Annotated in this window: 20 protein-coding genes and 2 pseudogenes; 12 read left to right on the forward strand and 10 right to left on the reverse strand. The window is 70.4% G+C overall.

Annotation, left to right across the window (positions count from 1 at the left end; all coding sequences use genetic code 11):
- Positions 1-16: 16 nt before the first annotated feature.
- On the reverse strand, positions 17-517 hold the full coding sequence (locus ACGFIM_RS01105; RefSeq protein ID WP_393192607.1) for a DinB family protein: 501 nt from the start codon (positions 515-517) through the stop codon (positions 17-19).
- A gap of 165 nt (positions 518-682) precedes the next feature.
- Positions 683-1,642: a cupin domain-containing protein gene (locus ACGFIM_RS01110; RefSeq protein ID WP_393192610.1), complete on the reverse strand. Its 960-nt coding sequence runs from the start codon at positions 1,640-1,642 to the stop codon at positions 683-685.
- 93 nt (positions 1,643-1,735) lie between these two features.
- Here ACGFIM_RS01110 and ACGFIM_RS01115 point away from each other — a divergent pair, with 93 nt between their 5' ends.
- Positions 1,736-2,641, forward strand: a complete 906-nt coding sequence (locus ACGFIM_RS01115; RefSeq protein WP_393192612.1) for an MBL fold metallo-hydrolase — start codon at positions 1,736-1,738, stop codon at positions 2,639-2,641.
- 224 nt (positions 2,642-2,865) lie between these two features.
- On the opposite strand, the pseudogene ACGFIM_RS01120 reads toward ACGFIM_RS01115, so the two are convergent.
- The 3 genes and pseudogenes from ACGFIM_RS01120 to ACGFIM_RS01130 form a co-directional block, all read right to left on the reverse strand.
- Positions 2,866-3,651 (reverse strand): annotated as a pseudogene (locus ACGFIM_RS01120) (hypothetical protein); the annotation flags it as partial.
- Between the two features lie 211 nt (positions 3,652-3,862).
- Positions 3,863-4,213, reverse strand: a pseudogene (locus ACGFIM_RS01125) (Gfo/Idh/MocA family protein); the annotation flags it as partial.
- A gap of 1,593 nt (positions 4,214-5,806) precedes the next feature.
- Positions 5,807-6,811, reverse strand: coding sequence for a LacI family DNA-binding transcriptional regulator (locus tag ACGFIM_RS01130; RefSeq protein WP_364070489.1), 1,005 nt, complete (start codon positions 6,809-6,811; stop codon positions 5,807-5,809).
- Between the two features lie 159 nt (positions 6,812-6,970).
- Here ACGFIM_RS01130 and ACGFIM_RS01135 point away from each other — a divergent pair, with 159 nt between their 5' ends.
- From ACGFIM_RS01135 to ACGFIM_RS01160, 6 genes are read left to right on the forward strand one after another with little or no spacing between them, the layout of a single operon-like run.
- A complete protein-coding gene (locus ACGFIM_RS01135) occupies positions 6,971-8,314 on the forward strand; it encodes a sugar ABC transporter substrate-binding protein (protein ID WP_364070492.1) in 1,344 nt (447 codons plus the stop codon).
- A gap of 13 nt (positions 8,315-8,327) precedes the next feature.
- Positions 8,328-9,311: a carbohydrate ABC transporter permease gene (locus ACGFIM_RS01140; RefSeq protein WP_393192615.1), complete on the forward strand. Its 984-nt coding sequence runs from the start codon at positions 8,328-8,330 to the stop codon at positions 9,309-9,311.
- Positions 9,311-10,207, forward strand: a complete 897-nt coding sequence (locus ACGFIM_RS01145) for a carbohydrate ABC transporter permease (RefSeq protein WP_393192618.1) — start codon at positions 9,311-9,313, stop codon at positions 10,205-10,207. Before ACGFIM_RS01140 ends, ACGFIM_RS01145 begins: the two co-directional genes overlap by 1 nt.
- 34 nt (positions 10,208-10,241) lie before the next feature.
- Positions 10,242-11,948 carry a hypothetical protein gene (locus ACGFIM_RS01150; protein WP_393192621.1) on the forward strand — a complete coding sequence of 569 codons (1,707 nt, stop codon included), beginning with the start codon at positions 10,242-10,244 and terminating at the stop codon, positions 11,946-11,948.
- A 41-nt stretch (positions 11,949-11,989) separates the two neighbouring features.
- Entirely contained in the window at positions 11,990-13,756 is a 1,767-nt protein-coding gene (locus tag ACGFIM_RS01155; protein ID WP_393192624.1) for a sugar-binding domain-containing protein, read from the forward strand.
- Between the two features lie 8 nt (positions 13,757-13,764).
- Positions 13,765-15,672 carry a hypothetical protein gene (locus tag ACGFIM_RS01160; RefSeq protein ID WP_393192627.1) on the forward strand — a complete coding sequence of 636 codons (1,908 nt, stop codon included), beginning with the start codon at positions 13,765-13,767 and terminating at the stop codon, positions 15,670-15,672.
- 194 nt (positions 15,673-15,866) lie between these two features.
- Here ACGFIM_RS01160 and ACGFIM_RS01165 read toward each other — a convergent pair whose 3' ends face one another.
- Positions 15,867-16,730, reverse strand: coding sequence for a hypothetical protein (locus ACGFIM_RS01165; RefSeq protein WP_393192630.1), 864 nt, complete (start codon positions 16,728-16,730; stop codon positions 15,867-15,869).
- Between the two features lie 125 nt (positions 16,731-16,855).
- Here ACGFIM_RS01165 and ACGFIM_RS01170 point away from each other — a divergent pair, with 125 nt between their 5' ends.
- Positions 16,856-19,627 (forward strand): heparinase II/III family protein, encoded by a 2,772-nt coding sequence (locus tag ACGFIM_RS01170; protein WP_393192633.1) that lies wholly within the window; start codon positions 16,856-16,858, stop codon positions 19,625-19,627.
- 82 nt (positions 19,628-19,709) lie between these two features.
- Here ACGFIM_RS01170 and cynS read toward each other — a convergent pair whose 3' ends face one another.
- Entirely contained in the window at positions 19,710-20,153 is a 444-nt protein-coding gene (cynS, locus tag ACGFIM_RS01175; RefSeq protein ID WP_393192636.1) for a cyanase, read from the reverse strand.
- Between the two features lie 297 nt (positions 20,154-20,450).
- On the opposite strand from cynS, the gene ACGFIM_RS01180 reads away from it, so the two are divergent.
- A complete protein-coding gene (locus ACGFIM_RS01180) occupies positions 20,451-20,942 on the forward strand; it encodes a helix-turn-helix domain-containing protein (RefSeq protein WP_393192639.1) in 492 nt (163 codons plus the stop codon).
- A 201-nt stretch (positions 20,943-21,143) separates the two neighbouring features.
- Here ACGFIM_RS01180 and ACGFIM_RS01185 read toward each other — a convergent pair whose 3' ends face one another.
- Complete coding sequence (locus ACGFIM_RS01185) at positions 21,144-21,734, reverse strand: ClpP family protease (RefSeq protein ID WP_393192641.1); 591 nt, start codon at positions 21,732-21,734, stop codon at positions 21,144-21,146.
- Entirely contained in the window at positions 21,731-22,357 is a 627-nt protein-coding gene (locus ACGFIM_RS01190) for a ClpP family protease (RefSeq protein WP_393192644.1), read from the reverse strand. Before ACGFIM_RS01190 ends, ACGFIM_RS01185 begins: the two co-directional genes overlap by 4 nt.
- Before the next feature lie 294 nt (positions 22,358-22,651).
- Here ACGFIM_RS01190 and ACGFIM_RS01195 point away from each other — a divergent pair, with 294 nt between their 5' ends.
- From ACGFIM_RS01195 to ACGFIM_RS01205, 3 genes are read left to right on the forward strand one after another with little or no spacing between them, the layout of a single operon-like run.
- A complete protein-coding gene (locus ACGFIM_RS01195) occupies positions 22,652-23,557 on the forward strand; it encodes an NADP-dependent oxidoreductase (protein ID WP_393192647.1) in 906 nt (301 codons plus the stop codon).
- A gap of 52 nt (positions 23,558-23,609) precedes the next feature.
- Positions 23,610-24,080, forward strand: a complete 471-nt coding sequence (locus tag ACGFIM_RS01200; protein WP_393192650.1) for a GbsR/MarR family transcriptional regulator — start codon at positions 23,610-23,612, stop codon at positions 24,078-24,080.
- Positions 24,077-24,931, forward strand: coding sequence for an alpha/beta fold hydrolase (locus ACGFIM_RS01205; protein ID WP_393192653.1), 855 nt, complete (start codon positions 24,077-24,079; stop codon positions 24,929-24,931). The genes ACGFIM_RS01200 and ACGFIM_RS01205 overlap by 4 nt, the downstream gene beginning before the upstream one ends.
- A gap of 233 nt (positions 24,932-25,164) precedes the next feature.
- On the opposite strand, the gene ACGFIM_RS01210 is transcribed toward ACGFIM_RS01205, so the two are convergent.
- Positions 25,165-25,938: a hypothetical protein gene (locus ACGFIM_RS01210; protein WP_393192656.1), complete on the reverse strand. Its 774-nt coding sequence runs from the start codon at positions 25,936-25,938 to the stop codon at positions 25,165-25,167.
- Positions 25,939-25,970 lie beyond the last annotated feature (32 nt).

Consider the following 25,970-nt stretch of genomic DNA (forward strand, 5'->3'; position numbering starts at 1 on the left):
GCTCACCGCCACTGGTTCACTGCCTGCGCAGCAGGCCGATCTCCGCGGCGTTCTTGGCGAGCTCGATGTTCACCCAGGCGACGCCGTGTCCCAGGGTGAGCGTTCCGTCGGCGAACCAGCCGCTCCGATCGGTGGAGTCCAGGTCCGTCTCGCTCAGAGAGTCCAGCGCGTCGCTCCACCGATCACGGCACTCGTTGAGCCACGTGACCGCCGATGCCACGTCGCCCGGCCAGGGGGTCGCCTGTGCGGCCGCGGACCAGTCGTCCGGCTCGGGCGCCGCATCGGGCTTGCCGAAGCATCGCGTGTACGCGTGGGTCCACCGGAAACCGATGTGCCACATCACCCAGGCGATGGACGTCGCCGGCGCAGGATCGGGCTCCGGCGGACACTCCAGCACTTCGACGAGGGCTCCCGTAGGGCTTCCTCGTCGGTCAGGCCGTTGAGCTGAGTTGAGCTGAAAGGTCAGCAGTGACCAGGAGACGTCCAGTTGCCGACGGAGCCGCTGCGGTTCGGACATGGGCGGAAGCCTAGGGCCTGCCCTGCCGTGTCGATCAAGGCGATTTTCCGGTGCCGGTGACGTGATCGCTGAGGTGCGCGCGGAGTTCCCCGATGAGATCTCCGGCGTCGCGTACGCCGACGGCCGGGCGGGGGCTGGAGCGGCTTCAGCCGGACAGCCCGTGCATCACGGTCGAGGCGCCGCTTTCCGCGGCATCGGTCGGGACCGTGTTTCAGCAGGCGTGGGGGAGCCGCCCGACCGCACGAGTTCCCGGTACCGTCCCGGCGTGGTGCCGAACTCCCGCTCGAAGGCGTGCGACAGCGCGTACGGGCTGCTGTATCCGACGCGCTCGGCGATGGCCGCCAGCGTGTCCTGGGTGTCGCGCAGCAGGGACGCGGCTTTGATCACCCGCCACCAGGTGAGGTACGCCATCGGCGGCCGCCCGACCAGGGCGGTGAAGCGGCGTGCCAGCGTCGGACGGGAGACGCCCGCCTCGGCGGCCAGGCGGTCGATGGTCCACGGTGCGGCCGGTCGTGCGTGCATCGCCCGCAGTGCGGCGGCCGTCACCGGATCGCCCAGCGCGCTGGGCCAGGCTCCGCTGGTGGTCTGGGACATCCAGGCCCGGATCATGTAGACGAGGAGCAGGTCGAGCAGGTGCGGCAGTGCGATGGACGAGCCGGGCCGCACCTCGTCCAGCTCGACGGCGAGCAGGTCGATCGCGGCGCGCAGCTCCAGGTGGGTGCCCACCCGGCTGGGGAGGTGGACGACCTCGGGCAGCTCGGTCATCAGCGGGTGCATGCGGCTGCAGTCGAGCCGGTATTTGCCGCAGAGCAGCTCCGTCGCGCCGTGCCGGCGCGGCTCCGCCGTGGCCGGCCACTGTTCGAACGGCACCGCATGCTCCAGGTCGCCGAGGGAGTCTGCGAGCACGTGGCCGGTGCCGTGGGGGAGCAGCACCGCGTCGCCCACGTTGAGGGACACGTCGGTGCCGTTGTCGGTGCGGAGCCGGCAGGCGCCCTTGAGGACGACGTGGAAACCCGCGCCGTCGTACGGGTCCAGCCGCACGCTCCAGCTCCCGTCGATGCCCACCCGGTCGAATAGCGGGTGTCCGAGATGAACGGCGGAGATCGCGTCACTGACCACGTCCATGCGCCCACGATATCTCCCGTGATACGGATTCGTATTTTCCTGAGCTGAACGGGCATTGAGCGGATCACCCGCCGCTTCCTAGGGTCGTTGACCATGACGAACGAGAACGCACAGCGCATGATCCTCGGGGACGTCGAGGTCCTCAGGATCGTCGAATATCACGGCCCGTTCCTGCCCATCTCCGACTTCTTCGCCGGACCCGACACCGAGGCCTGGAAGGCCAACCAGGACTGGCTGGCGCCCGACCACTGGGAGCCCGGCACCGGCCACATGGTGTGCGCCCTGCAGAGCTGGGTGCTGCGCAGCGGCGGGCGTACGGTGCTGGTCGACACCGGCGTGGGGCACGACCGCGAGCGGCCCGGCCTGGGGACGTTCCACCGGGCCCCCAGCGATTTCCTCGACCTCCTGGCGCGGGCCGGCGTGCGCCCCCAGGACGTGGACGTCGTGGTCAACACCCACCTGCACGCCGATCACGTCGGCTGGAACACCGTGGACGCGGACGGGCAGTGGGTCCCGGCCTTCCCCAACGCCCGCTACCTCATCCCGGCCGCCGACGACTTCCACTTCGGGCCGGACAACGCGTACGGCGGGGGCGTGCAGGAGGCGGCCCGCTTCATCTACGAGGACAGCATCGCCCCCATCCACCGGGCGGGACAGGCCGTGCTGTGGGACGGCCACCACCGCATCGACGACCATCTCACGCTCGAGTCCGCGCCCGGCCACACCCCCGGCTCGGCGGTGCTGCGGCTGGCCTCCGGCGGCGACCGTGCGGTGTTCGCCGGGGACGTGCTGCACAGCCCGATGCAGATCCTCGACCCCTGCCTCAACAGCGCCGCCTGCCTGGACCGCGCCCAGGCCAAGGCCAGCCGCATCCGGATCCTCGAGCGGGCCGCCGACGAACGCGAACTCCTCATCCCCGCTCATTTCGGCGGCCCCGGCGCCCTGGAAGTCCGCCGGACCGGCACCACCTTCGCCCTCGGCCCCTGGGCGGCCACCTGAGGCCCCAGCCCGCATCCCCCTGCCGCCACGATCGAAAAGCCGGTGCCGACGCACGCCTGCTCGGCAGGACCGTCTGGGTGGTGGGCGTGGACGGCGACGCTCCGCCGAGGAGTCGGGGCCGGGAGTCGACCGCCTGATGCGCGGTACGTCTCCGTCAGGACGGGAGGTCGGCCGCATCGGGAGCGAGGCGAGGGCGGCGGCCGAAGGCCGTGGGGAGGAGAGGTTCACCCCTTGGCTTCGGGGCCGGGCGGTTCGATGATGCCTTTGCCGCGGCGTCGGGTGGCCGAGGTGAGCTGCGGGTCCTCAGGTCTGGGGCGGTCGAACGTCGGGCGGGCCTCTTTCCAGTGGCCGCGGGTGAAGTCGGGCACCTTGACCGGGCGGAGGCGTCCGGCCTTCAGGGACTCGTGGCTGAGCGGGATCACCGAGCACCAGGCCGCCGAGTCGTACACGTCGATGTCGGGCGTCATGCCGAGCCGCATCAGTTGCACGAGCCGGAAGATGGACACGAAGTCGCCGCCGCCGTGCCCGCCGTACTGGTCGGCCAGCTCCTCCAGCAGGGGCCATAACCAGTGGTCGTACTGCTGGCGGATGGCGTCGTACGCGCTGCCGGTCCGCCAGGTGTGATCGTCGTGGCCGAGGGACTCGAGGTAGAGGCGGGCGTTGTCGAGCTCGATCGTGCCTCGCGTGCCGGTGAGGGTGGTCTCGCGGGTGTACGGGTGCGGCGAGTTGACGTCGTGCTCGACCCGGATGAACCGGCCTTGGACGGTGGTGACGAAGCAGGTGTGGCGGTCGCCCGAGATGTACGGGCGGTCCTGCCAGGAGGAGTGGTCCGGGCCCACCCGCGGATCCTCCTCGCGGAACAGGGCCAGTGCCTTGGGCGCGGAGGCGACGGCGACGAGTTCGTCGAAGCGGTCGCCGCGGTTGATGCCCATGGCCGCCGAGACCGGGCCGAGGCCGTGCATGGGGTAGTGGAGGGCGTTCATGCGGGTCTGCCAGCGCCGCCGCCAGTGCCTCGGGGTGGTAGGCGCCGCCGAACAGGTACGGCCAGCGCAGGTCGTGCACGTACCCGCCCGAACCGTGCTGCACGTCCCCGAAGAGCCCCGCCTTGGCCATGTTGAACATCTGCAGCTCCGGGCGGAAGTAGTTGACGTTCTCCAGGAGCATGCAGTGCTTGCGGGTGCGTTCGGAGGTGCGCACCAGGTCCCAGATCTCGTCCAGGTGCGGGGAGATCGGCAGTTCGACGGCGACGTGCTTGCCGTGCTCCATGGCGGCCTTGGCCTGGGGGTAGTGCCACTCCCACGGCGTGGCGATGTAGACGAGGTCGATGTCGTCGCGCCGTACGAGGTTGAGGAAGTCCTCGTCGCCCGCCGCGTAGCCGGCCGGTTCGACGTCCTGGAAGCCTTGCTGCATGATGCGGCTGATGGTGCGGGTGACCCGTTCCGGGCGGATGTCGCAGACGGCGGTGACGGTGGCGACGGCGCCCCAGCGTACGTCCTGGTCGCCGCCCCGGTTGCCGAGGCCGATGAGCCCGACGCGGACGTTCTCGAAGCCCTCGAACGGGACGTTCACCATGCTCCGTTCGCCCTTGTCGCGGGGTGGTGCCCAGGCGGCGGCCGTGCTTCCGATGGCCGCTGTGGCGCCCAGGGAGACACCGGTCTTCAGCAGGTCGCGGCGGGAAGGGGCGTAGCGGAGCGGAGGGGCCACGGCGATCACTCCAGGGTTGGGGGGTGGTGATGGTTTATGGCGTTTTCTCCTGGTATGTGCGCAGTATCGATCATCCGTTGCGGGAGAGCAAGAGCCGTCGCGGGTGGGGTTGCGGCGCAGACCTACGGCCCCGTGGTGCTCGGCGGGCCGAGCAGGTGACCGCGGTGAGGTGGTGTCCTCGGCAGGGGGCGGCTCGTGGTGGCTTACCCGGATTCAGGCGGCGAACGCTCAGCGCAGGGTGCGGAAACGGGCGGGGTCGGCCGGGTCCCGGTCGACGACGTGGACGGGCGGTCGGCGGCCAGTTGCAGCCCGGCGAGCAGGTGGCGGCCCGCGTGGGTCCAGCCGGGCGGGGTGCTGGGCCCTGGAGTCCACCAGGTGGGAGGGGACGTCTTTGGACGTCACCAGCGTCGAGCATGTGCGGCAGGTCGGGCCAGAGCCGGACGGGGAGATTCTTCGGGTGATGCGGTCCGATCCCGAGAAGACTGACGGATACCTGCTGGTGACCATGTCGTCTGAGGGGTCACGGGGCGGGAGCGGGCGGAGCCGCACGCTCCCACCGCGGGTGGTGACGCGTCGGCGATCACGATGTCGTCGAGATGGAGGATCTCGTCGGCGTCGCCGTCACCCGTCAGCTCCTGGTGAAGGCGGGGCAGGTCCCCGGCAGTGCCGTAGCGATCTTCGTTGATGCTGTCGAAGCCGGCGGCGTTTCGGATACGCGCAAAGGCCGCGTTCGAGCGGGGACCGGATGGCGCGGTGGGCCGGCAGGTCGGTGGGCTGTAGAAGAGCGCGTCGGGGCCCGATCACGCCCACACCGAGCATCGGCTTCGGTCGGCGGAACCGTGCCCGGCGGTGGTAGACGTAAGAGGGAAGTGGTCACACTGCCAGTGGGCCTCGCCTTGAGGCGGCTAGAGTGCCGTCCATGGCAGGCGGAATCACCGCGCGGACACCCCTTCTGACCTGCGCATCTGCACTACCGGCGGACCGCTGCAGAATACGTCCCCACAGCCCGCCGGGTAACCCGCCTAACCTGCGGCTTTACCTTGGGGTCGCTCATCAACCCTGGAGGGATCGCAACTATAGCCGTTCCAGCAGTTCGTCTGCGGGTGGCAGCGTCGCTCATCAACCCTGGAGGGATCGCAACAAAGACGCGTTCAGAAGAAGCTCAGAAACGGCGACCGCCAGTCGCTCATCAACCCTGGAGGGATCGCAACATGTCGCGCGGCACCTGCTGCGCCATGACCATCGCGGGTCGCTCATCACCCCTGGAGGGCTCAAGGCGATCACGGGGGCGAGGGGGTGCGGCTTCGAGCAGCTCACACTACGCGAAGGCATGGCTCCGCCGTAGTCATTGCACGCGCGGTGATGCCTGCTCGAAGCGCCCTTCATTCGTGGTAGCAGCAGCCGGTACGCGTGGGCACGTGGCGGGTGCCATGGCGGCACCCGCCGGTACGCCGAACACGCTCACCCGGACGCGGTGCGCCCGGCCGTGCTCTCCCGCACGACCAGCGTGAACCCGGTGACGGTGTCGTTCACGGGCAGGTCGGTCTTGCTCTGTGCCCGGGCCAGCAGCCGGTCCACCGCGGTTTCGGCGATCTGCCGCTTGTCGGGGGAGATGGTGGTGAGGGTGGGGGTGCTGTAGCGGCCTTCGTCGATGTCGTCGAAGCCGGCGACGGCCACGTCTTCGGGGACGCGGAGCCCGTGTTCGAGGAGGGCTCGGATGGCGCCCTGGGCGACCAGGTCGGTGGCGCAGAAGACGGCGTCAGGGGGGCCTCCCGCCCGCTTGAGGAGTTTGCGCATGGCCAGGAGGCCGTCTTTGCGGTGGTATCCGGCGGTGGGGATGATGAGGCGGGATTCGACTTTGAGGCCGGCGGACTCCAGGGCCTGGCGGTAGCCGGCGGTGCGGAGCTGGGCGATCTCGGAGGTGGCCGCGCGCTGGGAGCCGATGAAGGCGATGCGGCGGCGGCCGATCTCGATGAGGTGTTCGGTGGCGGTGCGGGCGGCGGCGACGTTGTCGATGCCGACGTGGTCGACGAGGCCCTGGCTTGAGCGTTCGCCGAGCAGGACGATCGGGGTGCGGTCGCGGCGGCCTTCGAGGTCGGCGCCGCCGAGGGCGACGGGGCTGTAGATGAGGCCTTCGACGAACTGGGTGGAGGTGCCGTTGACGACGGCGAGTTCGCGGTCGCGGTCGCCGAGCGTCTGCATGATCATCACGGTGAGGCCGCGCTTCTGCGCGACTTCGACGACGAGGCGGGCGAGCTCGGAGAAGTAGGCGACGTCGAGCTCGGGGACGGCCAGGCCGATGATGCGGCTGCGTCCGCTGCGCAGGCTGCGGGCCGCGTGGTTGGGGCGGTAGTCGAGCTCTTCGATGGCGGCGAGGACGCGGGCCCGCACGTCGTCGCTGACGTGAGGGTAGTTGTTGATCACGTTGGAGACCGTCTTGCGGGCGACTCCCGCTCGGGCTGCCACGTCCGCCTGTGTGACCGTCATCCCTGCCTCTGTCTGCTCTCCGGAGTTGTGAACGAGGACAAGTGTAGCCTTTACCACGTGGCAGGCCACGTGGTAAAAACGCTCGCAATAGCCGCGAAACACTTCAGAAACCCCGATCGCGGCCTCCCGGAGGGCTCCATGCGCATCTCTCGACGGCTGATACCGATCTGCCTGACCATGTCGGCGATAACCGCCGTGACCGCCTGCTCCAACACCGCGGCGTCCTCGGGGGAGAAGTCCAACACGCTGACCATCGCGGTGTGGGGCGTCAACGAGGACATCGACAGCATCAAGGCCGCCGCCAAGGGCTTCGAGCAGGCCAACCCCGATATCAAGCTGAAGTTCAACAGGACCGACTGCGGCGCCGACTACGCCGTGTGCAAGACGCTCATCGCCGGACGCAACATGGCGGACGTGCTTGTCACCGGCACCTGGAACTTCAACCAGATGGCCAACGACGGCGTGCTGGCGGACCTGACGGACCGGATGGCCGCCGACGGCGTGAAGGAGGAGGACTTCGTCCCCGTCGTCATCGAGTCGGACAAGGCCGCCAAGGACGGGCGTTTCTACGGGCTGCCGATGGGCTACAACGTCCAGTCGCTGTTCTACAACAAGGAGATGTTCGCCAAGGCCGGGCTGAAGGAACCGCCCGCCGACGGCGACTACACCTACGACGACCTGCGCGAATGGGCGCGCAAGCTGACGCTGGACGCCAACGGCAACAACGCCGACAGCCCGGACTTCGACCCGAAGAAGATCGTCCAGTGGGGCTACTACAACCGCTTCGCCATCCCGTCGGAGCCGGGCTACTGGCCGGTGCTGTGGGCGTACGGCGGCGGCGTGCTCGGCGGCGAGAAGCGGGACCAGTGCGACCTGGAGAAGCCGGGCACCGCGCAGGCGATGCAGCTCCTGCAGGACATGATGTGGAAGGACCACAGCTCCGTCACCCCGCAGATGGAGCAGGAGACGCCCGGCTACCTGCGCTGGATCCAGGGGCATGTGGCGATGCAGCAGGGCTCGCACGAGCAGGTGACGATCGCCGCGCAGCAGAACCCGTCGCTGAAGTACGACATGGCCGCCCTGCCGAAGGGTCCCGAGGGCAACGCGACGATGATCCAGGTGCACAGCTGGGCCGCCTACGCCAAGTCCCCGAACCTGGACAACGCCTGGAAGTTCATCAAGTACATGGCGACCGAGGGCGCGGGCAAGCAGATGGGGCTGATCCCGGCGTACAAGAAGGTCGCCGAAGGGCCCGCGTTCCTGAAGGCGCCCGGAGAGCCGGAGCACCTGAAGGAGGCGCAGCTCGACCCCGCGGCCTGGCCGCTGGCCCGCACGAACATCGACCCGCAGGGCGTGCTCGCCACGGTGCTCGGCCAGGACGGCATCGGCCCGGCGCTGAACGACATCATCACCGGCAAGAAGCCCGCGGCCGAGGCGCTCCAGGGCACCTGCGCGAAGATCGACAAGATCCTCGCCTCCTGACGGGACGATCGTGATGGCCGAAGCCGCACCATCGCCCGCGCCGGCGCCGCGCTCCCGCGCGCGGCGCCGCGAGGCGGGCACCGCACTGCTGTTCCTGCTGCCCCAGATCTTCGGACTGGTGGCCTTCGTCGGCGTCCCGCTCGGGGTGTCGCTGTACTACTCGTTCACCCACTGGGACCTGGTCGCCCCCGAGCCGACCTGGATCGGGCTGGAGAACTGGACGCACCTGCTCGAGGACGAGCGTGTGCCGAAGGTTCTGTGGAACACGATCAAGTTCATCTTCACCGGCACCCTCAGCTTCCTGCTGATGTCGCTGGTGGCCGCGCTGCTCACCTACCGGCCGCGGCGCGGGGTGGCGTTCTACCGGGCGCTGCTGTTCCTGCCGTACGTGCTGTCGCAGATCGCCGTCGGCATCGTCTGGCGGTGGATGTTCAACACCGAGTCCGGGCCGATCAACGCCGCGATCGAGCTGTTCGGCGTGGACGGCCCGCAGTGGCTGCTCGACCCGGCGACCGCGATGCCCGCCATCGCGCTGGTCACCACCTGGCAGGGGCTCGGCTACGGCATGACGCTCTACATCGCCTCCCTGCACGGGGTGCCCGAGGCGCTGCCGGAGGCGGCGAAGATCGACGGCGCGAACGCCTGGCAGCGCTTCCGCCACGTGATGCTGCCGATGATCTCCCCGACCGTGCTGTTCCTCGTGGTCACCTCGCTGATCGGCGCCCTGCAGCTGTTCGACCCGGTGGTCGCGATGACCACCTCGGGCGGCAGCATCGGCATGGCCGGCGGGCCCGACGACTCCACGCGCACGGTGGTGCTCTACATGTACAACCAGATGTTCAACTACAACGAGCGCCTGTCCGGGCTCGGGTACGCCGCGGCGATCGCCTGGGTGCTGGCCCTGCTGACCTTCGTGCTCACGCTCATCCAGTGGGCGTTCAGCAAGCGGTGGGTCTTCTACGCCGGTGAGGGCGCCGCCAGGAAGGGCGGCCAGTGATGACGGTCACCGACACGATCAAGGCGGGTACGCCGCAGCGGGCCGCGCAGCCCGCGCCCGGCCTCCACCGGGCGCGCAGGCGGGCCAGGACCGGCTTCTACCACGCCGGGATGACGGTGCTGGTGGTGCTGTACATCCTGCCGGTGCTGTGGGCGGCGTCGATGTCGCTGCGTACCGACGCGAACATGTTCGACGCCGACCAGCTCATCCCGCACCCGATCACTTTCGAGCACTACGCGAACCTGTTCACGATCCTGCCGGACTTCGGGCGGTACGTCGGCAACACGGTGCTGATCGCCGTCGTCGGCACGGCGGGCACGCTGCTGTCGAGCTCGCTCGCCGGGTACGCGCTGGCCCGCTTCACCTTCCCGGGCCAGCGGGCGCTGCTCATGGTGATCCTGCTGACGCTGATGGTGCCGCCGCAGGTGACGCTCATCCCGCAGTACGTCATCTTCCGCAACCTCAACTGGATCGACACCCCGCTGCCGATCATCGTGCCGATGCTGTTCGGCGGGGCGCTGCCCACGTTCTTCTTCCGGCAGTTCTTCCTCACACTGCCGCGCGAGCTGGAGGACGCCGCCGCGATCGACGGCGCGGGCCGCTGGCGCACGTTCTTCTCGGTGATGGCGCCGCTGGCCGGGCCCGCGTACCTGGCGATGGGGCTGCTGACGTTCGTGCAGCTATGGAACAGCTTCTTCGTCAACTCCATCTACCTGCAGGACCAGAACCAGTGGGTGCTCACCCAGGCGCTGCAGAGCCTCATCGGCCGCTACAACAGCCAGTACGGCGAGATCATGGCCGGCGTCACCCTCGTCTCCCTGCCGATCGTCATCGGCTACGTCTTCGTCCAGCGCTGGGTGGTGCGCGGCATCGCCTTCAGCGGCATGGCCAACTGACTCTCGCTCTCCTCCCGGAAAGGGACCCCTGTACGTGAAGATCCCCGCCACGACCGCGACCGTCCGCGTGCACCCGGCCCGCCGCGCCGACCACCCGCTGTCGAAGTCGAAGTTCGCCGTCTTCAACAGCGGCATCGTGCACGCCCCGACCTACCGCCGCGACGAGGCCGCGCTGCGCGCCGCGCATCCGGAGTCGGTCCGCATCGACATCGGCTGGGGCGCCGAGTGGATCGGCTACGAACGGCCGATCAGCACGCCCACCCCGGACGGCTTCGTCTACGACTTCTCCGAGCTGGACGAGATCGGCTCGTTCCTCAACGGCCTCGGCATCCGCCCCTACTGGTCGTACTGCTACGTGCCCGCCCCCTATCAGCCCGAGGGCGGCGACTGGCGCGACCTCGCCGACGACGCCGGCTGGGCGGAGATGGTGCGCGCCTACGTCGCCGGCGCCCGCGAGCGCGGCGTCACGGTCGGCTACCACGAGGTCTACAACGAGCCCGACCTGCGCGACGAGAAGACCGGCGAGGCCGTCTTCTACGGCGGCGACCTGGACGACTACCTGCAGCTCTACCGCACGGCCGCGCCCGCGATCCGCGAAGCCGACCCCGACACCCCGGTGGGCGGCCCGGCCCTGGCCATGGTGCTGCCGAACGAGCACTGGATCCCGGCGTTCCTCGACACCGTGCGGGCGGAGAAGCTGCCGCTGGACTTCTTCTCCTTCCACCACTACGGCACCCACAGCGTGCAGGTCGCCCTGGAGAAGGTGCTGCGCCACCTGGAGGAACGCCCCGACCTGGCGGACGTGGAGGTGCACCTCAACGAGTACAACTCCTACCCGGTGCACTATCCGCGCGGCGGCACCCAGGACGGCCACCACATGGCGGCGGCCCTGCTCGCCGACTTCGCCGCCCTCCTCGCCGCGCCGGGGCTGACGAAGGTGAACTGGGCGCAGTTCCTCGACAGCGGCCACGGCAACTACTCGGGCATGGTCACCATCGACGGCGAGCGCAAGCCGGTGCTGAGCGCGTACGAGTTCTACCAGAACATGCCGACCGACCGCTGCGTGCTGGAGATCGACGGCCCGCCCGGGGTCGGCGGCCTGGCCGGCGTCGAGCCCGGCCGGTTGTGCGTGGCCGTGTGGAACCGCTCGCCGCGCGCCGTGCGAGTCCGCCTCGACCTGGGCGAGGGCACGTACGAGAGCGTCGCGCTGCGCAGGATCGACGACGGGCACGACGGCGCGGAGGCCGAGCGCCTGCCCGCCGAGCGCTACTGGGACCTGGAGCTGCCCCGCGGCGGCGTCGCCCTGCTGGAGGCGACCGGCACCGCCGCCCAGACCGCTCGGCCCGCCCCCGCCGGCACCGTCCGCCGGGTCCGCCACCGCTACATCGCCCGCACCACGACCGCGTGGGCCGACCTGGAGGAGGCCACCACCACCTTCCGCCTCGGCACCGCGACCGACCCGCACGCCGTGCCCGTCATCGCCGCCGACCTGGAGGGCTGCGGCGAGACGATCACCGTCACGGGGCGGCTCACCGACGCCGGCGGCGCGGACATCAGCGGCGGGCGGCTCGTCGTCCGCATCGACGGCGGCCTCGGGCAGAGCCGCGAGCTCTACCTCGACGAACAGGGCCTGCAGACCGTGGACCTCACCGGGCTCGCCGCCGAGCCGGGCCGGGCGCGCGTCACGGTCGCGCTGCGCGACGCGCCCGAGCACGCCTTCGCCGTCGTCACCCTCACCTGACCACCTTCACCAGCGCATCATCGGGGACCTTAAGGAGTACCGTGCCCACGCCCTTGCACGACCATCATCCGCGCCCGCTGCTGGCCCGCGCCGACTGGCGGGACCTCGGCGGCGACTGGCGGTTCGCCTACGACGACGGCGACGTCGGCCTCGCCGAGCACTGGCAGCGCCGCGATGACGTGTTCGACCAGACGATCACGGTGCCCTACCCGCCGGAGTCCCCGGCCAGCGGCATCGGCGACACCGGCTACCACCCGGTGCTGTGGTACCGCCGCACCGTCGAGGTGGCGCCGCCGCAGGCGGGCCGGCGGGTGATGCTGCGCTTCGGCGCCGTCGACTACCGGGCCGACGTGTGGGTGAACGGCGAGCACGTCGCCTCCCACGAGGGCGGCCAGACCCCGTTCGGCGCCGACATCACCGACGCGCTGTCCGCCGACGGCCGGCAGGTGATCGTCGTCCGCGCCGTCGACGACCCGCACGACCTGGAGCAGCCGCGCGGCAAGCAGGACTGGCAGGAGCGCCCGCACGTCATCTGGTACGAGCGCACCAGCGGCATCTGGCAGCCGGTCTGGCTGGAGGAGGTGCCCGCCGACCACGTCGAGCACCTGCGCTGGACGCCCACCGGCACGCCGGGTGAGGTGGACCTGGACCTGCGGCTGGCCCGCCGCACGGCCGGTCCCGTCCAGGTGTCGGTACGGCTGGAGCTCGACGGCCGCGTGCTGGCCGAGCAGACCGTCACCGTCACCGGCGCCCGCCTGCGTACGCGCCTGGTCGTGCAGGACGGCGACCACGACGCCGAGCCGCACCATCTGCAGTGGACGCCCGAGCAGCCGACCCTGTGCCAGGCGACCGTCACCGTCCACGGCGCATCCTCCGAGGACGTCGTGCACAGCTACGTCGGGTTCAGGACCGCCGGCACCGACGCGCGGTCGTTCCTGCTGAACGGCCTGCCGTACAAGCTGCGCATGGCCCTGTCGCAGGGGTACTGGCCGCAGTCGCACCTGGCCGCACCCGGCGCGGAGGCGCTGCGCACCGAGGTCGAACTCATCAAGCAGCTCGGTTTCAACGGCATCCGCGTCCACCAGAAGGCCGAAGACCCCCGCTTCCTCTACTGGTGCGACCGGCTCGGCGTGCTGGTGTGGGCCGACGCGGCGGCGTCGTACTCGTTCAGCCCACGCTCGCTGGCCCGCACCACGCGCGAGTGGATCGAGATCGTCGAACGGGACGCGAGCCACCCGTGCGTCGTGGCCTGGGTCGCGTTCAACGAGAGCTGGGGCGTGCCGCAGGTGGCCCGCTCGGACGCGCAGCGCGACGCCGTACGCGGCCTGTACCACCTGATCAAGGCGCTCGACCCGAGCCGGCCGGTGATCGGCAACGACGGCTGGGAGTACGTCAGCGGCGACCTGCTCGGCGTCCACGACTACACCCACGACCCCCAGACCATCCGCGACCGCTACGCCGCCCGCCTGCAGGACACCGTCGCCACCGGGCGGCCCGGCGGACGGGCGCTCGCGCTCACCGGCGGCGTGCCCGCCGTGCCGGTGGTGCTCAGCGAGTTCGGCGGCTTCACCTACGCCCCCGACGACCCCACCACCTGGACCGGCTACGGCGTCGCCGACACGCCCGAGCAGCTCCTCGAACGGCTCGGCGCGCTGCTGGAGGCCGTGCACGAGGCCGGCGACCTGGCGGGGTTCTGCTTCACCCAGCTCACCGACACCGGACAGGAACGCAACGGACTGCTGACCGAGGACCGCAAACCCAAGGCCGACCCCGAGTCCATCGCCCGCATCATCCGCGGCCGGAGGTGACCGCACCCATGAGACGACCGTTAAGAACCCTCGCCACCGTCGCGACCGCCCTGCTGATCAGCACGTCGCTCGCCGCCCAGCCCGCCCACGCCGCCGACGCCACCGTCACCGCCGACTTCGCCACCCCCGTCGACTACCCGCTCATCAAGAGCAAGTTCGGCCTGTTCAACAGCGGGTACGTGGCGCTGGCCCGCTGGGAGCGCGACGCCGCCAAGATGGCGGCGCTGCGGCCGGCACGGGTGCGCTGGGAGACCATGTGGGGCAACGAGCAGCACGACTGGACCCCCATGGTCACCGGCTCGCCCGACGACCCGCAGTACCACTTCGAGCAGATCGACCGGCTCGCCGACCTCATCCACGACGCCGGGGCCCAGCCGGTGCCCGCGCTGACGTACACGCCCGGCATCCTCAAGCCGCCCGGCGGCGACTGGAACGACCCGCCCACGGACCCCTCCGTGTGGGCCACGAAGATCGTGCCCGCCCTCGCCGCCCACTGGAAGGAGACCGGGCGGCGCGCCGGCTCGTACGAGATCTGGAACGAGCCCGACCTGCCCGGCGTGTTCTGGACCGGCACCCAGGAGCAGTACCTCGACCTGTACCGCGACGCCTCCCGCGCCATACGCGCCGCCGACCCGGACGCCTACGTCGAGGGCCCGGCGCTGTGCTGCGTGGGCTGGAAGACCGCGTTCGTCGACCGCGTGCTCGCCGACGACCTGCCGCTGGACGGCTTCTCCTTCCACGCCTACACCGACGCCACCGACGGCAGCCTGGAGGACAACTACCAGGGAGCCACCGACTCCGGCCTGACCGCGTACCGGATGGCCACCGTCGACGACAACCTCAACGAGTACAACTGGTCACACGACTTCACCGTGCCCACCGACGTCATCACCCACCGCGGGGCCGCCGAGCTGCTGAAGAGCTTCAAGGCGCTGCTGGCCAAGCCGTGGATCACCCACGTCGAATGGGCGCAGTTCCAGGACCCGGTCTGCCCCACCACCTGCGACGTCATCGGGCTGCTCGACCGCGACGGGCACGTGCGGGCCTCGTACAACGCCTTCAAGCTGTACGCCGACATGCCCGTGGCCCGTAAACAGCTCGCCATCGACGGCGCGGTCGACGGCCTGGCCTCCTCCGACTCCCACAAGGCCGGCGTGCTGCTGTGGAACACCTCCGGCACCGCCCAGGACGTCACCGCCGCGCTGGACAACGTGCCCTTCGCCAGCGGGAACTTCCGCGTCTACCGCATCGACGCCGAGCACGCCAGCTACGAGGACAACCCCGCCAGCGAGACCCTCACCCCCGTCGAGCAGCAGCTCGGCGTCTCCACCGCCGGCCTCACCTGGTCCGGCACCATCCCCGACCACGGCATCGTCTACCTCGAGGCCGAGGACGGCACCGGCACCTCGTCCCTCGACCCGGTCGACGTCGGCACCGTCGTACGCGACCTGCAGTACATGCCGAACCACGGCAAGAAGAGCTACGCCGGCTTCGACCGCCGTACCTGGACCGCCGAGATCGGCATGGGCACCGAGACCTGGGCCGACGCCGCCGCCGGCGTCGTCGCCACCGACCTGCCCGACACGCTGCGCATCCGCGCCGAGAGCACCGGCACCTTCCAGAGCCTCGACGCCAACAGCCTGCATGGCGTGCGCATCGACTTTGAGACCGCCTCCGGCTACACCAAGGGCGTACTCCTGCACGGCGGCCTCTACACCAGCACCCGATCCGCCCCTGTCCCCTGGGGCACCAAGCGGCAGGCCGATGAGGTCATCCACGTCCCCGACTTCTCCGACTTCACCGTCGACCTGCCCGACCTCGCCCCGCCGGGCTGGACCGGACGCGTCACCATGAGCTTCCACCAGCAGAACACCGGCCCCGGCACCCGCACCACGTTCACCGTCCGGCCCGCGTAGTACCGGCGCCTTCATGAGTCCTTCCCGCCGCGTCGCCCGCAGCGGGGAGGACTCACGCGTTCTGCCGCCGTTTCGCGAGAACCGTCATGTCCGCTTCATACGGCCGCCGCCCCGTGAAGCGGACATCCACTACCGTGGCCCCGATGATGAGCAGTCGCCGGCCGCCTGGCGGAACGAGGGCGCACGGCCGCTCCTCATCCGGATCCGCCGATGGTCCAGGTGGACAGCGAGAATTCCACGGTCGGTATGCGGTTGCCGATGCCTGCGTTGTAGGTGATTTTGGTGATGGTGGCGCGGGCCAGGCGGTTGTCGGGGGTGAGGGCGCAGATGGCGGAGCCTTCTGTGAAGCCGATGTCGTCGGGGTGTGCGTCTTTGGTGATGTCGAGGTTGCCGAGGGAGGAGGCGGAGGCGGCGGCTGCGCATTGTTCGGGGGTGGCGTTCTTGCCGTCGCGGAGGAGGCCGACGGAGGCGTTCTGGGAGGCGCGGAGTTCGGCGTTGGAGCAGGTCACGTAGAACATGTCGCCCGCTTCCCGTTGAGCGGTGGTGAGCTCGTCCTCGTCGACGATCCGGGTGGTGATGGGCCGGTCGGCGCTGAGGCCGCCGTCGAAGTCGATCGAGATGTACGGGTCGCAATTGCGACCGTCGTGCGCGGTGCGGATGGTGAACGGGATGTCCCGGTGCTCCTCGACATACGGTGCTGCGGGCTCGGGAGTACTTGTCGCACCCGGGGTATCAGGAGCTATCGGTGTCGGCGGCGTGCTTGCCGGAGCGCTCGTGGGCGGTTCGGCACTCGGCGGCTGCGACGCGGAAGTGGGGGCGCTCAACAAGGGGAACAGGATTGCGGCCAATGCGCTCGCAATGCCGGCGATGAAAGAACCGACTTCCAAGAGATGCTTAGTCGGCTGCTCCGGCCCACGCCTACGCTGAAAATGCAGCAGAATGCCGACGAGAATCAGGGTGGCGGCGATCGCGATGAAGGCGATAAGTCGAGGGTCCATTGGGGCTTTCCAGAGAACGTTCCATGGGATGACGGCGGGCGGCATAATACCGGTGTTCACCTGAGAGAGCGGAAAACAGCGCGACCATTTCCGGCAAATCCGGCAATTCGCGCTTTATGTGTATCCGGGTGCGGAGCCACGATCGCGGATGGCCTCACGTGCCGCCTTTCTCTACGGTGGTGGGCATGTCTGCCTTCTTCGCGCGGCTCGCTGTGCTGGTGCTGCTCGCCGCGTTACTCGTTCCGGCCGCCCCGGCTCCGCCCGCCGCCGCGGCCGCCCTGTCCGACGCGGCCTTCTTCGGCGCGTGGAGCTCCGGACGCTGGACGACCGCGCCGCGGCTCGACTACGCGTACGCCGACGGGCTGACGCCCGTGGAGACCGCCGTGAAGGCGGGTGACTACGCGCTGGCCAAGCAGCGCCTGCTGGACTACTACCGCGGGCGCGACCCCATCGAGGCGGGCGCGTTCTCGCACACCACCTGGCCGGGCGCGGTGGAGCTGACCGCCGATCACATCTGGACGCTGGGCGACGGCGAGACGTACCTCACCACGCTGACGTTCGGCCCCGGGGAGAAGACGGTCACGGCGGACGTCACGAGCAGCGTCACCGCGGGCAAGCCCGGGTTCTTCCTGATGAGCCGCCACAAGGACGGCGTGATCGCCCGCGTCAACAGCAGAGGCTCCTCCTCCGGCAAGCCCGAGCTGCGCCTGACCCTGGCCGACGGCACGGTCAAGTCCCTGCACCCCGCGCACGACACCTACATCTGGGCGGCGTACCCGGACCGGGCGTACGGCGACAAGTACGTCATGCAGGTCAGCGACCAGGGCAAAGGGCCGTTCACCGGCGAGACGCGCAAGGCGTACCTGGGCTTCGACCTCAGCGGCGTCACCGGCGTGCAGAAGGCGGAGCTGACTTTGACCGGCACGGCCGACACCGCCACGAAGGTCATGCTGTTCGGCAACGCCGAGACGTTCGACGAGGCCACCCGCACCTGGAACAACACGGTGCAGAACACCTACTCCTGGGAGGGCGACCCCGGCGGCTTCGACTGGAAGCGCCCCGCGGGCGCCGACAAGGAGTACCTGTACCAGCTGCCCCGCTTCTCCTTCGCCGGTCCGCTGGCCCTGGAGTACGAGAAGACGGCGGACGAGGAGCACGCGCGCACGCTCATCGGCCTGATGACCGACTTCATCGAGGACGCCGACGGCTACGACTCCGACCAGGGCGCCGGTTCGTACCCGGGCAACGTGCACGTGGCGCGGCGCCTGGACAACTGGCTCGCCGCGTACGAGATCCTGCGCAAAAGCCCGTCGCTCACCCCCGACGCCAACGCCGCGATCCTCAAGACGATGAACCGCTCCGGCCTGTACCTGCGGACGAACGTCAACCAGAGCCCGAACAAGATGCAGACGCAGAAGATCGCGCTGCTGCACGCCGCGGTCTACTTCCCGGAGTTCACCGCGTCGGCCGCGTGGCGGGAGGACGCCGTCGCCTTCCTGGCCTCCCATCTCGATGAGTCGATGTACGCCGACGGCGGCTATAAGGAGGCCACGGACGGCTACCTGCGCAACTACCTGCGGCAGTACGTGGACGTGATCGCCCTCATGCGGCGCAACGGCCTCACCTTCCCCGCCGCCGCCACCGCCAGGCTCGCCACGCTGGGCCGCTTCCTGATGGACCAGACCTACCCGAACGGCCACGGCACCACCTACGGCGACAGCGGCGCGCGGGACATGCGCAGCGTGCTGGCCGAACTCGGCGAGCTCACCGGCGACCCCGAGCTCCGCTACGCCGGCACCTCCGGCGCATCAGGCGAGAAACCGGCGCACACCTCCGCGCTCTACCCGGACACCCGGGTCGCGATCTCCCGCTCCGGCTGGGACGCCGGCGACACCCACCTGCGGATCAACGCCGACCGCGGCAACCACGCCCACCCCGACGAGCTGGCGATCACCGCGTACGCGTACGGCCGGCCGCTGCTGCCCGACATGGGCGCCTACACCTACAGCGAGGACGCCCGCTCGGACTGGCTGCGGCACACCACCGAGGCGCACAACACCATCGAGATCGACGACCGCCCGCAGAGCTCGACGGCCGCCGGCGCCATCACGAACATGGTCATCAACGACGCCTTCGACCTCATCGGCGGCTACACCGACGGCTCGGCGGGCGCCCGCCACGAGCGGTCCGTCCTCGCGCTCCACTCCGGGCTGTGGGTGGTCTCCGACCGGCTCAAGCCGGCGGACACCGCCACGCACCGCTACGAGCAGAACTGGCACTTCGCCTCCGACGCGAGCCCGTCCCTCCGCTCCGGCACGAAGGCGACCGTGACCGGCTTCGCGACGGGCGCGAACCTCACCGTCGTCCCGGCCGATCCGGGTCGGCTCACCGCCCAGCTCCGCACCGGCTACTACGCGTCGGAGCTGTACGCGGTGCAGGACGCCGAGTACGCCTCCTACGTCAAGACGGTCGCCGGGCAGACCACGTTCGACACCCTCCTGGTGCCGTCCAAGGGCGCGGCCGACACGTCCGCGACCGTGACCCGCCTCACGGTCAGCGGCACCCCGACGTACCAGGCGACGGCGCTCGGCCTGAACGGCGGCTCCGGCGTCTACTACAAGTCGTGGACGACGAAGGCGAAGCGCACGTTCGGCGCCTACACCTTCGACGGCAAGCTGCTGTACGCCGACGCCGGCTCCATCGTGGTGGTGGACGGCTCGACGGTCACCCGCGGCGGCGCGACCGTGATCGAATCGCCCGTCCCGATCGAGGACCTGTCGGTGACCTTTGACGCGGACGGCACCGTCCGCATCGACGGCACCGGGCTGACCGCGAGCACCGACCCCGCCAAGGCGATCGGCATCGCCGCCCCGGCCGGCGTCACCACGGTGCTGCTCGACGGCAAGTCCGTCCCGTTCGAGCGGTCAGGCGACCTCATCTACGCGGTGGCCGCCTGACGGAACGGTGCGGTGGGGCGGCGGATCGCGCCCGCCGCCTCACCCGTGTCCGCCGTGTGCGGCCGTTGTCACCGGCCCGCGGTCACCACTGGTACGGCAGGTACTTGCCGTCCATGGTGATGACGACCCGGTCGCCCGACGGGTCGGGGACCCGCTTGACGTCCAGGCGGAAGTTGATGGCGCTCATGATGCCGTCGCCGCACTGCTCGTGGATCAGCTCCTTGATGGCGGGCCCGTACACCTGGATGACCTCGTACAGCCGGTAGATGGTCGGATCGACCGGGACGGCGGCATCGAGCGCCCCCCGGGTGGGCTGCATCTGCAGGGCGAACGCGACCTCCTCGTCCAGCTCCAGCAGGGAGGTCACCGTGGCGGCCTCCTCCTTGCTCATCGGATGCTGTCCGAGCAGCGCCGCCGTGGTCCACACCACCGGGCGGTCGATGGCCTGGGCGAGCTGTTCCCAGGTGATGCCGGTCCGCGCCTTGGCGTATCGGACGGCCTCCGCTGCCTGCTGCTTACTGATCACTGGCGCTCCAAGAAGAACGGTCCCTCCGGCTCGCGGCCGGGACGCGAAGAGACGGGCGGGTCGGGGTGAAGCAGGGGTGAGCGCCCGCGATGATCAGGCGCCGTGCTTCGACGATCAAGTGTTCCGCTCCGGAGGGGCGCCGTCCAGCAACGCCTGGGAAGCACATGGCGCGGTGGGCCTCCCTGTTACGGATCACCGGCTCCCGCGTGGCCGCCGGATGGAGGTGGCCGGGGCGGGGGTTCCGCTGTGCGCGAAGTGAGCGGGACGTGACCGTGTCGTCTCCCTATCGTGTGGGGTATGGCCACCTCCATCCAGCATCCGGCGTCCGTCTCGTCGCCACGCCCCCAGGCCGATCGGGCCGCCGACAAGCCCGCCCCGGCGCGTGAGCCGCTGTGGCGGGAGGTGCTCGGTGAGTGCCTGCGGAGCCTCCGCCGGGAGCGGGGCGAGAAGCTGAGCGAGACGGCGGCGCGCGCCGGGGTCTCGCCGCAGTACCTCTCCGAGATGGAGCGCGGTGTCAAAGAGCCGTCGAGCGAGATGATCGCCGCGGTCGCCGGTGCGCTGGAGGTGACGCTGGTCGATCTGACCCTCGCGGTCGCTGACCGGGTGCGGTCCGCGCAGGCCGTCGAGGTGCGCACCGCACAGGTCAGCGCGGTGCGGTCCGGCCAGGTCCGCGCGGCTCAGCTCCGTGCGGCTCAGCTCCGTGCGGCTCAGCTCCGTGCGGTGCGAGCTGCGAAGGCCGGCGCGCGCTACAACGCCGTCTGCTCGGCCGCGTACGCGCTGGCGGCGTAGCGGCCGGCAGGTTCGCGCGGCCCGGTAGGTTCGCGCGGCCCGGTAGGTTCGCGCGGCCCGGTAGGTTCGCGCGGCCCGGCAGGTTCGCGCGGCCCCGGAGCGGTGGTCGCGCGGCCCTGTGGTGCTCCCCGGCTCGGCAGGGCGGCCGCACAGTCCGGCGAGCCACGCGGCCCGGCAGGGTGGTCACCCGGCCTGGCTCGCTTACCGGCGTTCGCCGAGGATCTCGTCGATGAGCCCGTACTCCAGGGCCGCGGCCGCCGTGAACACGCGGTCGTGGTCGGTGTCGGCGCGCAGCGTCTCGACGGTCTGGCCGGTGTGCCGGGACAGGATGTTCTCGATGTCGGCGCGGACCCGTACGACCTCGTCGGCCTGCAGGATTAGGTCGGGGATCGCCCCGCGGCCCTGGGCGGCCGGCTGGTGCAGGATGACGCGGGCGTGGGGGAGTGCGGCGCGCTTCCCCTCGGCCCCCGCGGCGAGGAGAACCGCGCCGACCGCCACCGCCTGACCCACGCAGGTCGTCGAAACGCGCGGGCGGATGTGGCGCATGGTGTCGTAAATGGCGAGCATCGCGCTCGGATCCCCGCCCTCGCAGTTGATGTAGAACTGGATTTCCGCGTCGGGGTTGTCCGCCTCCAGGAAAATGAGCTGGGCGATGATGGTGTTGGCGACGCCCGCGTCGATGGCGGTGCCGAGATAAACGATCCGCTCGGTGAGCAGGTGCGAGTAGACGTCCATGATCCGCTCGCCGCGCGGATTCTGCGCGATGACGTTCGGAATCGTGTACGAGCTCACTTTTCCGCTCCTTCGGTGACGCTGAATCCGGGCTTATGGCGGTTATGGGGGGCGATTTCGTCGAAGCTCTGCACGATGGAGTCGATGAAGCCGTAGTCGAGTGCTTCCTGCGCCGTGTACCAGCGGTCGTGCAGCGAGTCCTCGAAGATCCGCTCGAAGGGCTGGCCGGTGTCCTCGGCGATGAGGCCGAGCACCGTGTCGCGCGTATGCCGCAGGTCGCCGGCCTGCAGCTCGATGTCGACAGCCGTGCCGCCGATGCCCGCCGAGCCCTGGTGCATCAGGACGCGCGAGTGCGGCAGGGCGCGGCGCTTGCCCTTGGTTCCGGACGACAGCAGGAATTGCCCGGCGCTGTAGGCGATTCCGAGGACGAGCGTGGAAACGTCGCAGGGAATGAGCCGCATGATGTCGCGAATGGCGAGCATGGCGGGGACCGAGCCGCCGGGGGAGTGAATCCACAAAGCGATTTCGGCCGACGGGTCCTGGGTGGCGAGCGCCATCATCTGCGTGGCGAGCAAAGTGCCGTTGTCGTCGTCCAGAGGGCCGTCGAGAACGAGAACTCGCTGCTCGTAGAGCTCGCGCCGCATGCGCTGGTTGAACAGCGGGACATTTGTCTTTTCGCTCATGCGTCCATCATGGGCGGCGCTCAGGGGCCCGACCGACCGGATCTGCCTGGGGCGGATCTGCTCTCAGCAGCGTGAGCGGGCGATCTTGGAACGCCTCCAGCCACCGGTGGGCCAGGTGGGTGCCGCTCCGGCGGGCCGGGCCGGACAGCCGGCGGGTGACGAGGGCTGGAACGAGATCACCTGCGTTTCCCCTGCCGGATCGACTTGCCCCTGACGCCGACGTCAGGTTTTAGCGTAAGGGCCTCGGCGGTCGCCGAGACATCCATCCCGAACGTAAGGAAGGGCGGTTTCGTCATGCGTGCAGTTCGCTATCACGAGTACGGCGGTGTGGAGACCCTGGTGGTCGAGAAGGTGCCGGACCCGCATCCGGGGCCGGGCGAGGTACGGGTCCGCGCCACGGCGGCCAGTGTCAATCCGGTCGACTGGAAGGTGCGGTCGGGAACGGTCCACGATGTGCTGCCCGTCGAGCTGCCGGCGATTCCCGGGCGGGACGCCGCCGGAGTGGTGGACGAGGTCGGTGAGGGCGTCGAGGGGGTGAGCGTCGGGGATCGCGTCTTCGGGCTGGGCGGCGTGACCGGGGCGACGGCCGAGCTGGTCGTGCTGTCGGCGTGGGCGCATGCGCCTGCTGCGTGGAGCGACGAGCAGGCCGCCGCGGCCGGCCTGGCGTCCGTCACCGCCATGCGCGGCATGAAGGCGCTCGGCCCGCTGCGGGGACGCACGATCCTCATCGAGGGGGCGTCCGGGGGCGTGGGCAGTGCGGCGGTTGAGATCGCGGTCGCTTGGGGTGCCACTGTCATCGGGACGGCCAGCGAGCGCAATCACGCGCTCCTCGAAGAGCTCGGGGCTGTGCCCACCACCTATGGGCCGGGCCTGGCCGAGCGGGTCGCCCGCCTGGCTCCGAGTGGGGTCGATGTCGTGCTGGACGCCGTGGGGTCCGGGTCACTGGATGATCTTGTCGCGATCGCGGGCGGTCCCGAGCGGGTGACGACGGTGGCGGACTTCACCAACTCGCAGCGTCTGGGCGTGCGGGTGATCAACGCGGAGAACGACTCCTCGCTGCTGGTCGAGGCGGCCCGGCTCGGCGGGCAGGGGCGGTACACGCCGCGCATCGAGCGCACGTACCCGATGGAAGAGATCGCGGCGGCGCATACCCATGCCGAGCGGGGGCGCACGCGCGGCAAGATCGTCGTCTGCATCTGAGATCAGATTACGGTTATTGCAGTCATTACTGCAATAACCGTAATCTTGCCGCATGGAGGACACCCCCACCGACGCCGAGCTCGAGTTCGTCGACGACGTCGCGATCTTTTTCTCCCGTGAGGGCATGCCGCTGATCGCGGGCCGCGTGATCGGCTGGCTGCTCATCTGCGACCCGCCGGAGCAGACCGCCGCCCAGCTCGCCGAGGTGCTGCGGGTCAGCCGCAGCTCGATCAGCAGCGCCACCAGGCTCCTGACGCCCAGCGGCCTGGTGGAGGGGGTGCGGCGGCGGGGCGAGCGGCAGGAGTACTTCCGCATCGCCCCCGACGGGTGGAGCCGCATGCTGGCCGCCCGCTACGCCAAGACGGCGGCGTTCCGCGCGATCACCGAGGAAGGGCTGCGGGTGCTGGGCGACGGCGACCCCGAGCGGCGCAAGCGGCTGGAGAACGTCCACGAGCTCTACCGCTTCCTCGAAGGGGAGCTGCCGGCGATGTGGCGGCGCTGGGAGGAGCGCAAGGCCACGTGAGCACGTACCTGACCTTTCCCGAGGGGCGCCTGCACGTCCACGTCGCGGGCGATCCGGGTGCGCCGCCGGTGGTGCTGCTCAGCGGGGCCGGCGTGGACAACGCGATGCTGAGCTGGCGGCGGCTCATCCCCGTCCTGGCGGCGGACCACTTCGTGCTCGCGCCCGACTGGCCGAAGCAGGGCAAGAGCCGCCCGTGGCAGGGCCGGGCCACGCACGAGCGGATGCTGCGCTGCGTCACCGACGTCCTCGATCACTTCGGTCTCGGCTCGGCCGCCCTGGTCGGGCTGTCGCAGGGCGGGGCGCTCGCGCTGGCCACCGCCATCGAGCATCCGGAACGCGTGGACCGGCTGGTGGCGCTCGCTCCTGCCGGGATCCTGTCGTTCCCGCCCGTCGTGCACCAGCTCCTGTGGCTCACCGCCAAGCTGCCGCTGCTCCACAGGACGCTGCCGGGCGTGATGCTCAGGACGCGGAGGCAGGTGGCGGCGTTCGCGCGCCGGGCGCTGTTCGCGGGGCCCGTGCCGGACTTCGACGAGGTCGTGGACGAGATCGTCGAGGAGGTACGGGCGGGCGGCGCGGGCTCCTCAGACTGGCAGAACGACTCCATCGGCCCGTTCCGCATGCGCGTGGACCTGCGCCCCCGCCTGCACGAGATCACCTGCCCGGTGCTGCTCATCCACGGGGACAAGGACGTGGGCGTGCGGCCTGACCGGACGAGGGCCGCGGCCGCGCTCATCCCCGGCGCCCGGTTCGAGCTGCTGGAAGGGGTCGGGCACTGGTCGAACCGGCAGCGTCCTGACGAGGTCAACGCGCTGATCGCGGAGTTCCTGAGCGCGGGCGGAGGCGGCACATGAGCGAGACCGGTCAGGCGGACCAGCGCGGGTCGCGGCCGATGAAGCCGAGCAGCCGCGTCGCTCGGCACCGTGTCCCCGGCCACCGGCGGCGCCGTGCGGGGCGTGCGGCCGAGCCCGCGCAGCACCACGTCGTGCATGTCGATGATGTGCTGCACGACGTCCCGCGCCGAGTCTGCCATCACCGGGCGAACGCCACGCCGCGCACGCCCCGATCGGCCGTCGGCGCGCGGGGGTCACCGGCCGCTCGTGAGCCTCGTCCGGTCGGTGGGCAGGACGACCTGGCCGGTCACGAACTCGCTCCACAGCCCGAACGACAGCACGTCGCCAGGCTTCGCGGTGGTCTCGGCGAACCCGACCGTGCGGCCCTTGTGCTCGATGGTGGCGCCGAACGAGAGCTGGAACCGCGTGGTGCCCGCCCGGTCCTGCGGCGGCACGGACGTGGGCGGGACGATCTCGTCCCAGGCCCACCGGTAGTCCTTGCGGTACGGGGCCGAGACGCGCTCCAGGGTCTGCTCCAGGATCACGCCGGTGTCCGGGATCACCACCAGCAGTCCCGGGCCGTCGCCGAGCCTGGTGTTGAAGGCGTACACCTCCTGCGTCCTGCCGTCCGCGGTCTGCCCCTGCCCGCCGCCGATCTGCGACCCCTTCGGGCAGGCGTCCACGCCCCGCTCCTCGATGACGCTGCGGGGGCAGGCGGGGAACGCCTCGGGGTTGAAGCGCACCGTACGGTCGAACAGGAAGACGAAGCGGCGCGGCCCCGCCGGCACCTGCCCCGTCTCGGCCCTGCTGCGCCGGTCGAACGCGATCGTCACGCCGCGCCCGGGGCCTCGGGTCGCGGTCACGGTGAGCGAGTCGAGGTTGCGGGTGCCTTCGACGTCCGGCTCGTACGGGCGCTGCGGCCCGCCCGGAGCCGGGTCGGGCGGCGTGGTGCTCGCGGACGCGGCCGGCGCGAGCGCCGACATGCACACGAACGCGGTCATAGCGGTCAGTACGGCCTTAACCTTCACGTCGCTCCCTCGGAAGTCGATCAACGCAACGT

The sequence above is a fragment of the Nonomuraea sp. NPDC049309 genome, assembly GCF_043196965.1.
GTDB lineage: Bacteria > Actinomycetota > Actinomycetes > Streptosporangiales > Streptosporangiaceae > Nonomuraea > Nonomuraea fastidiosa.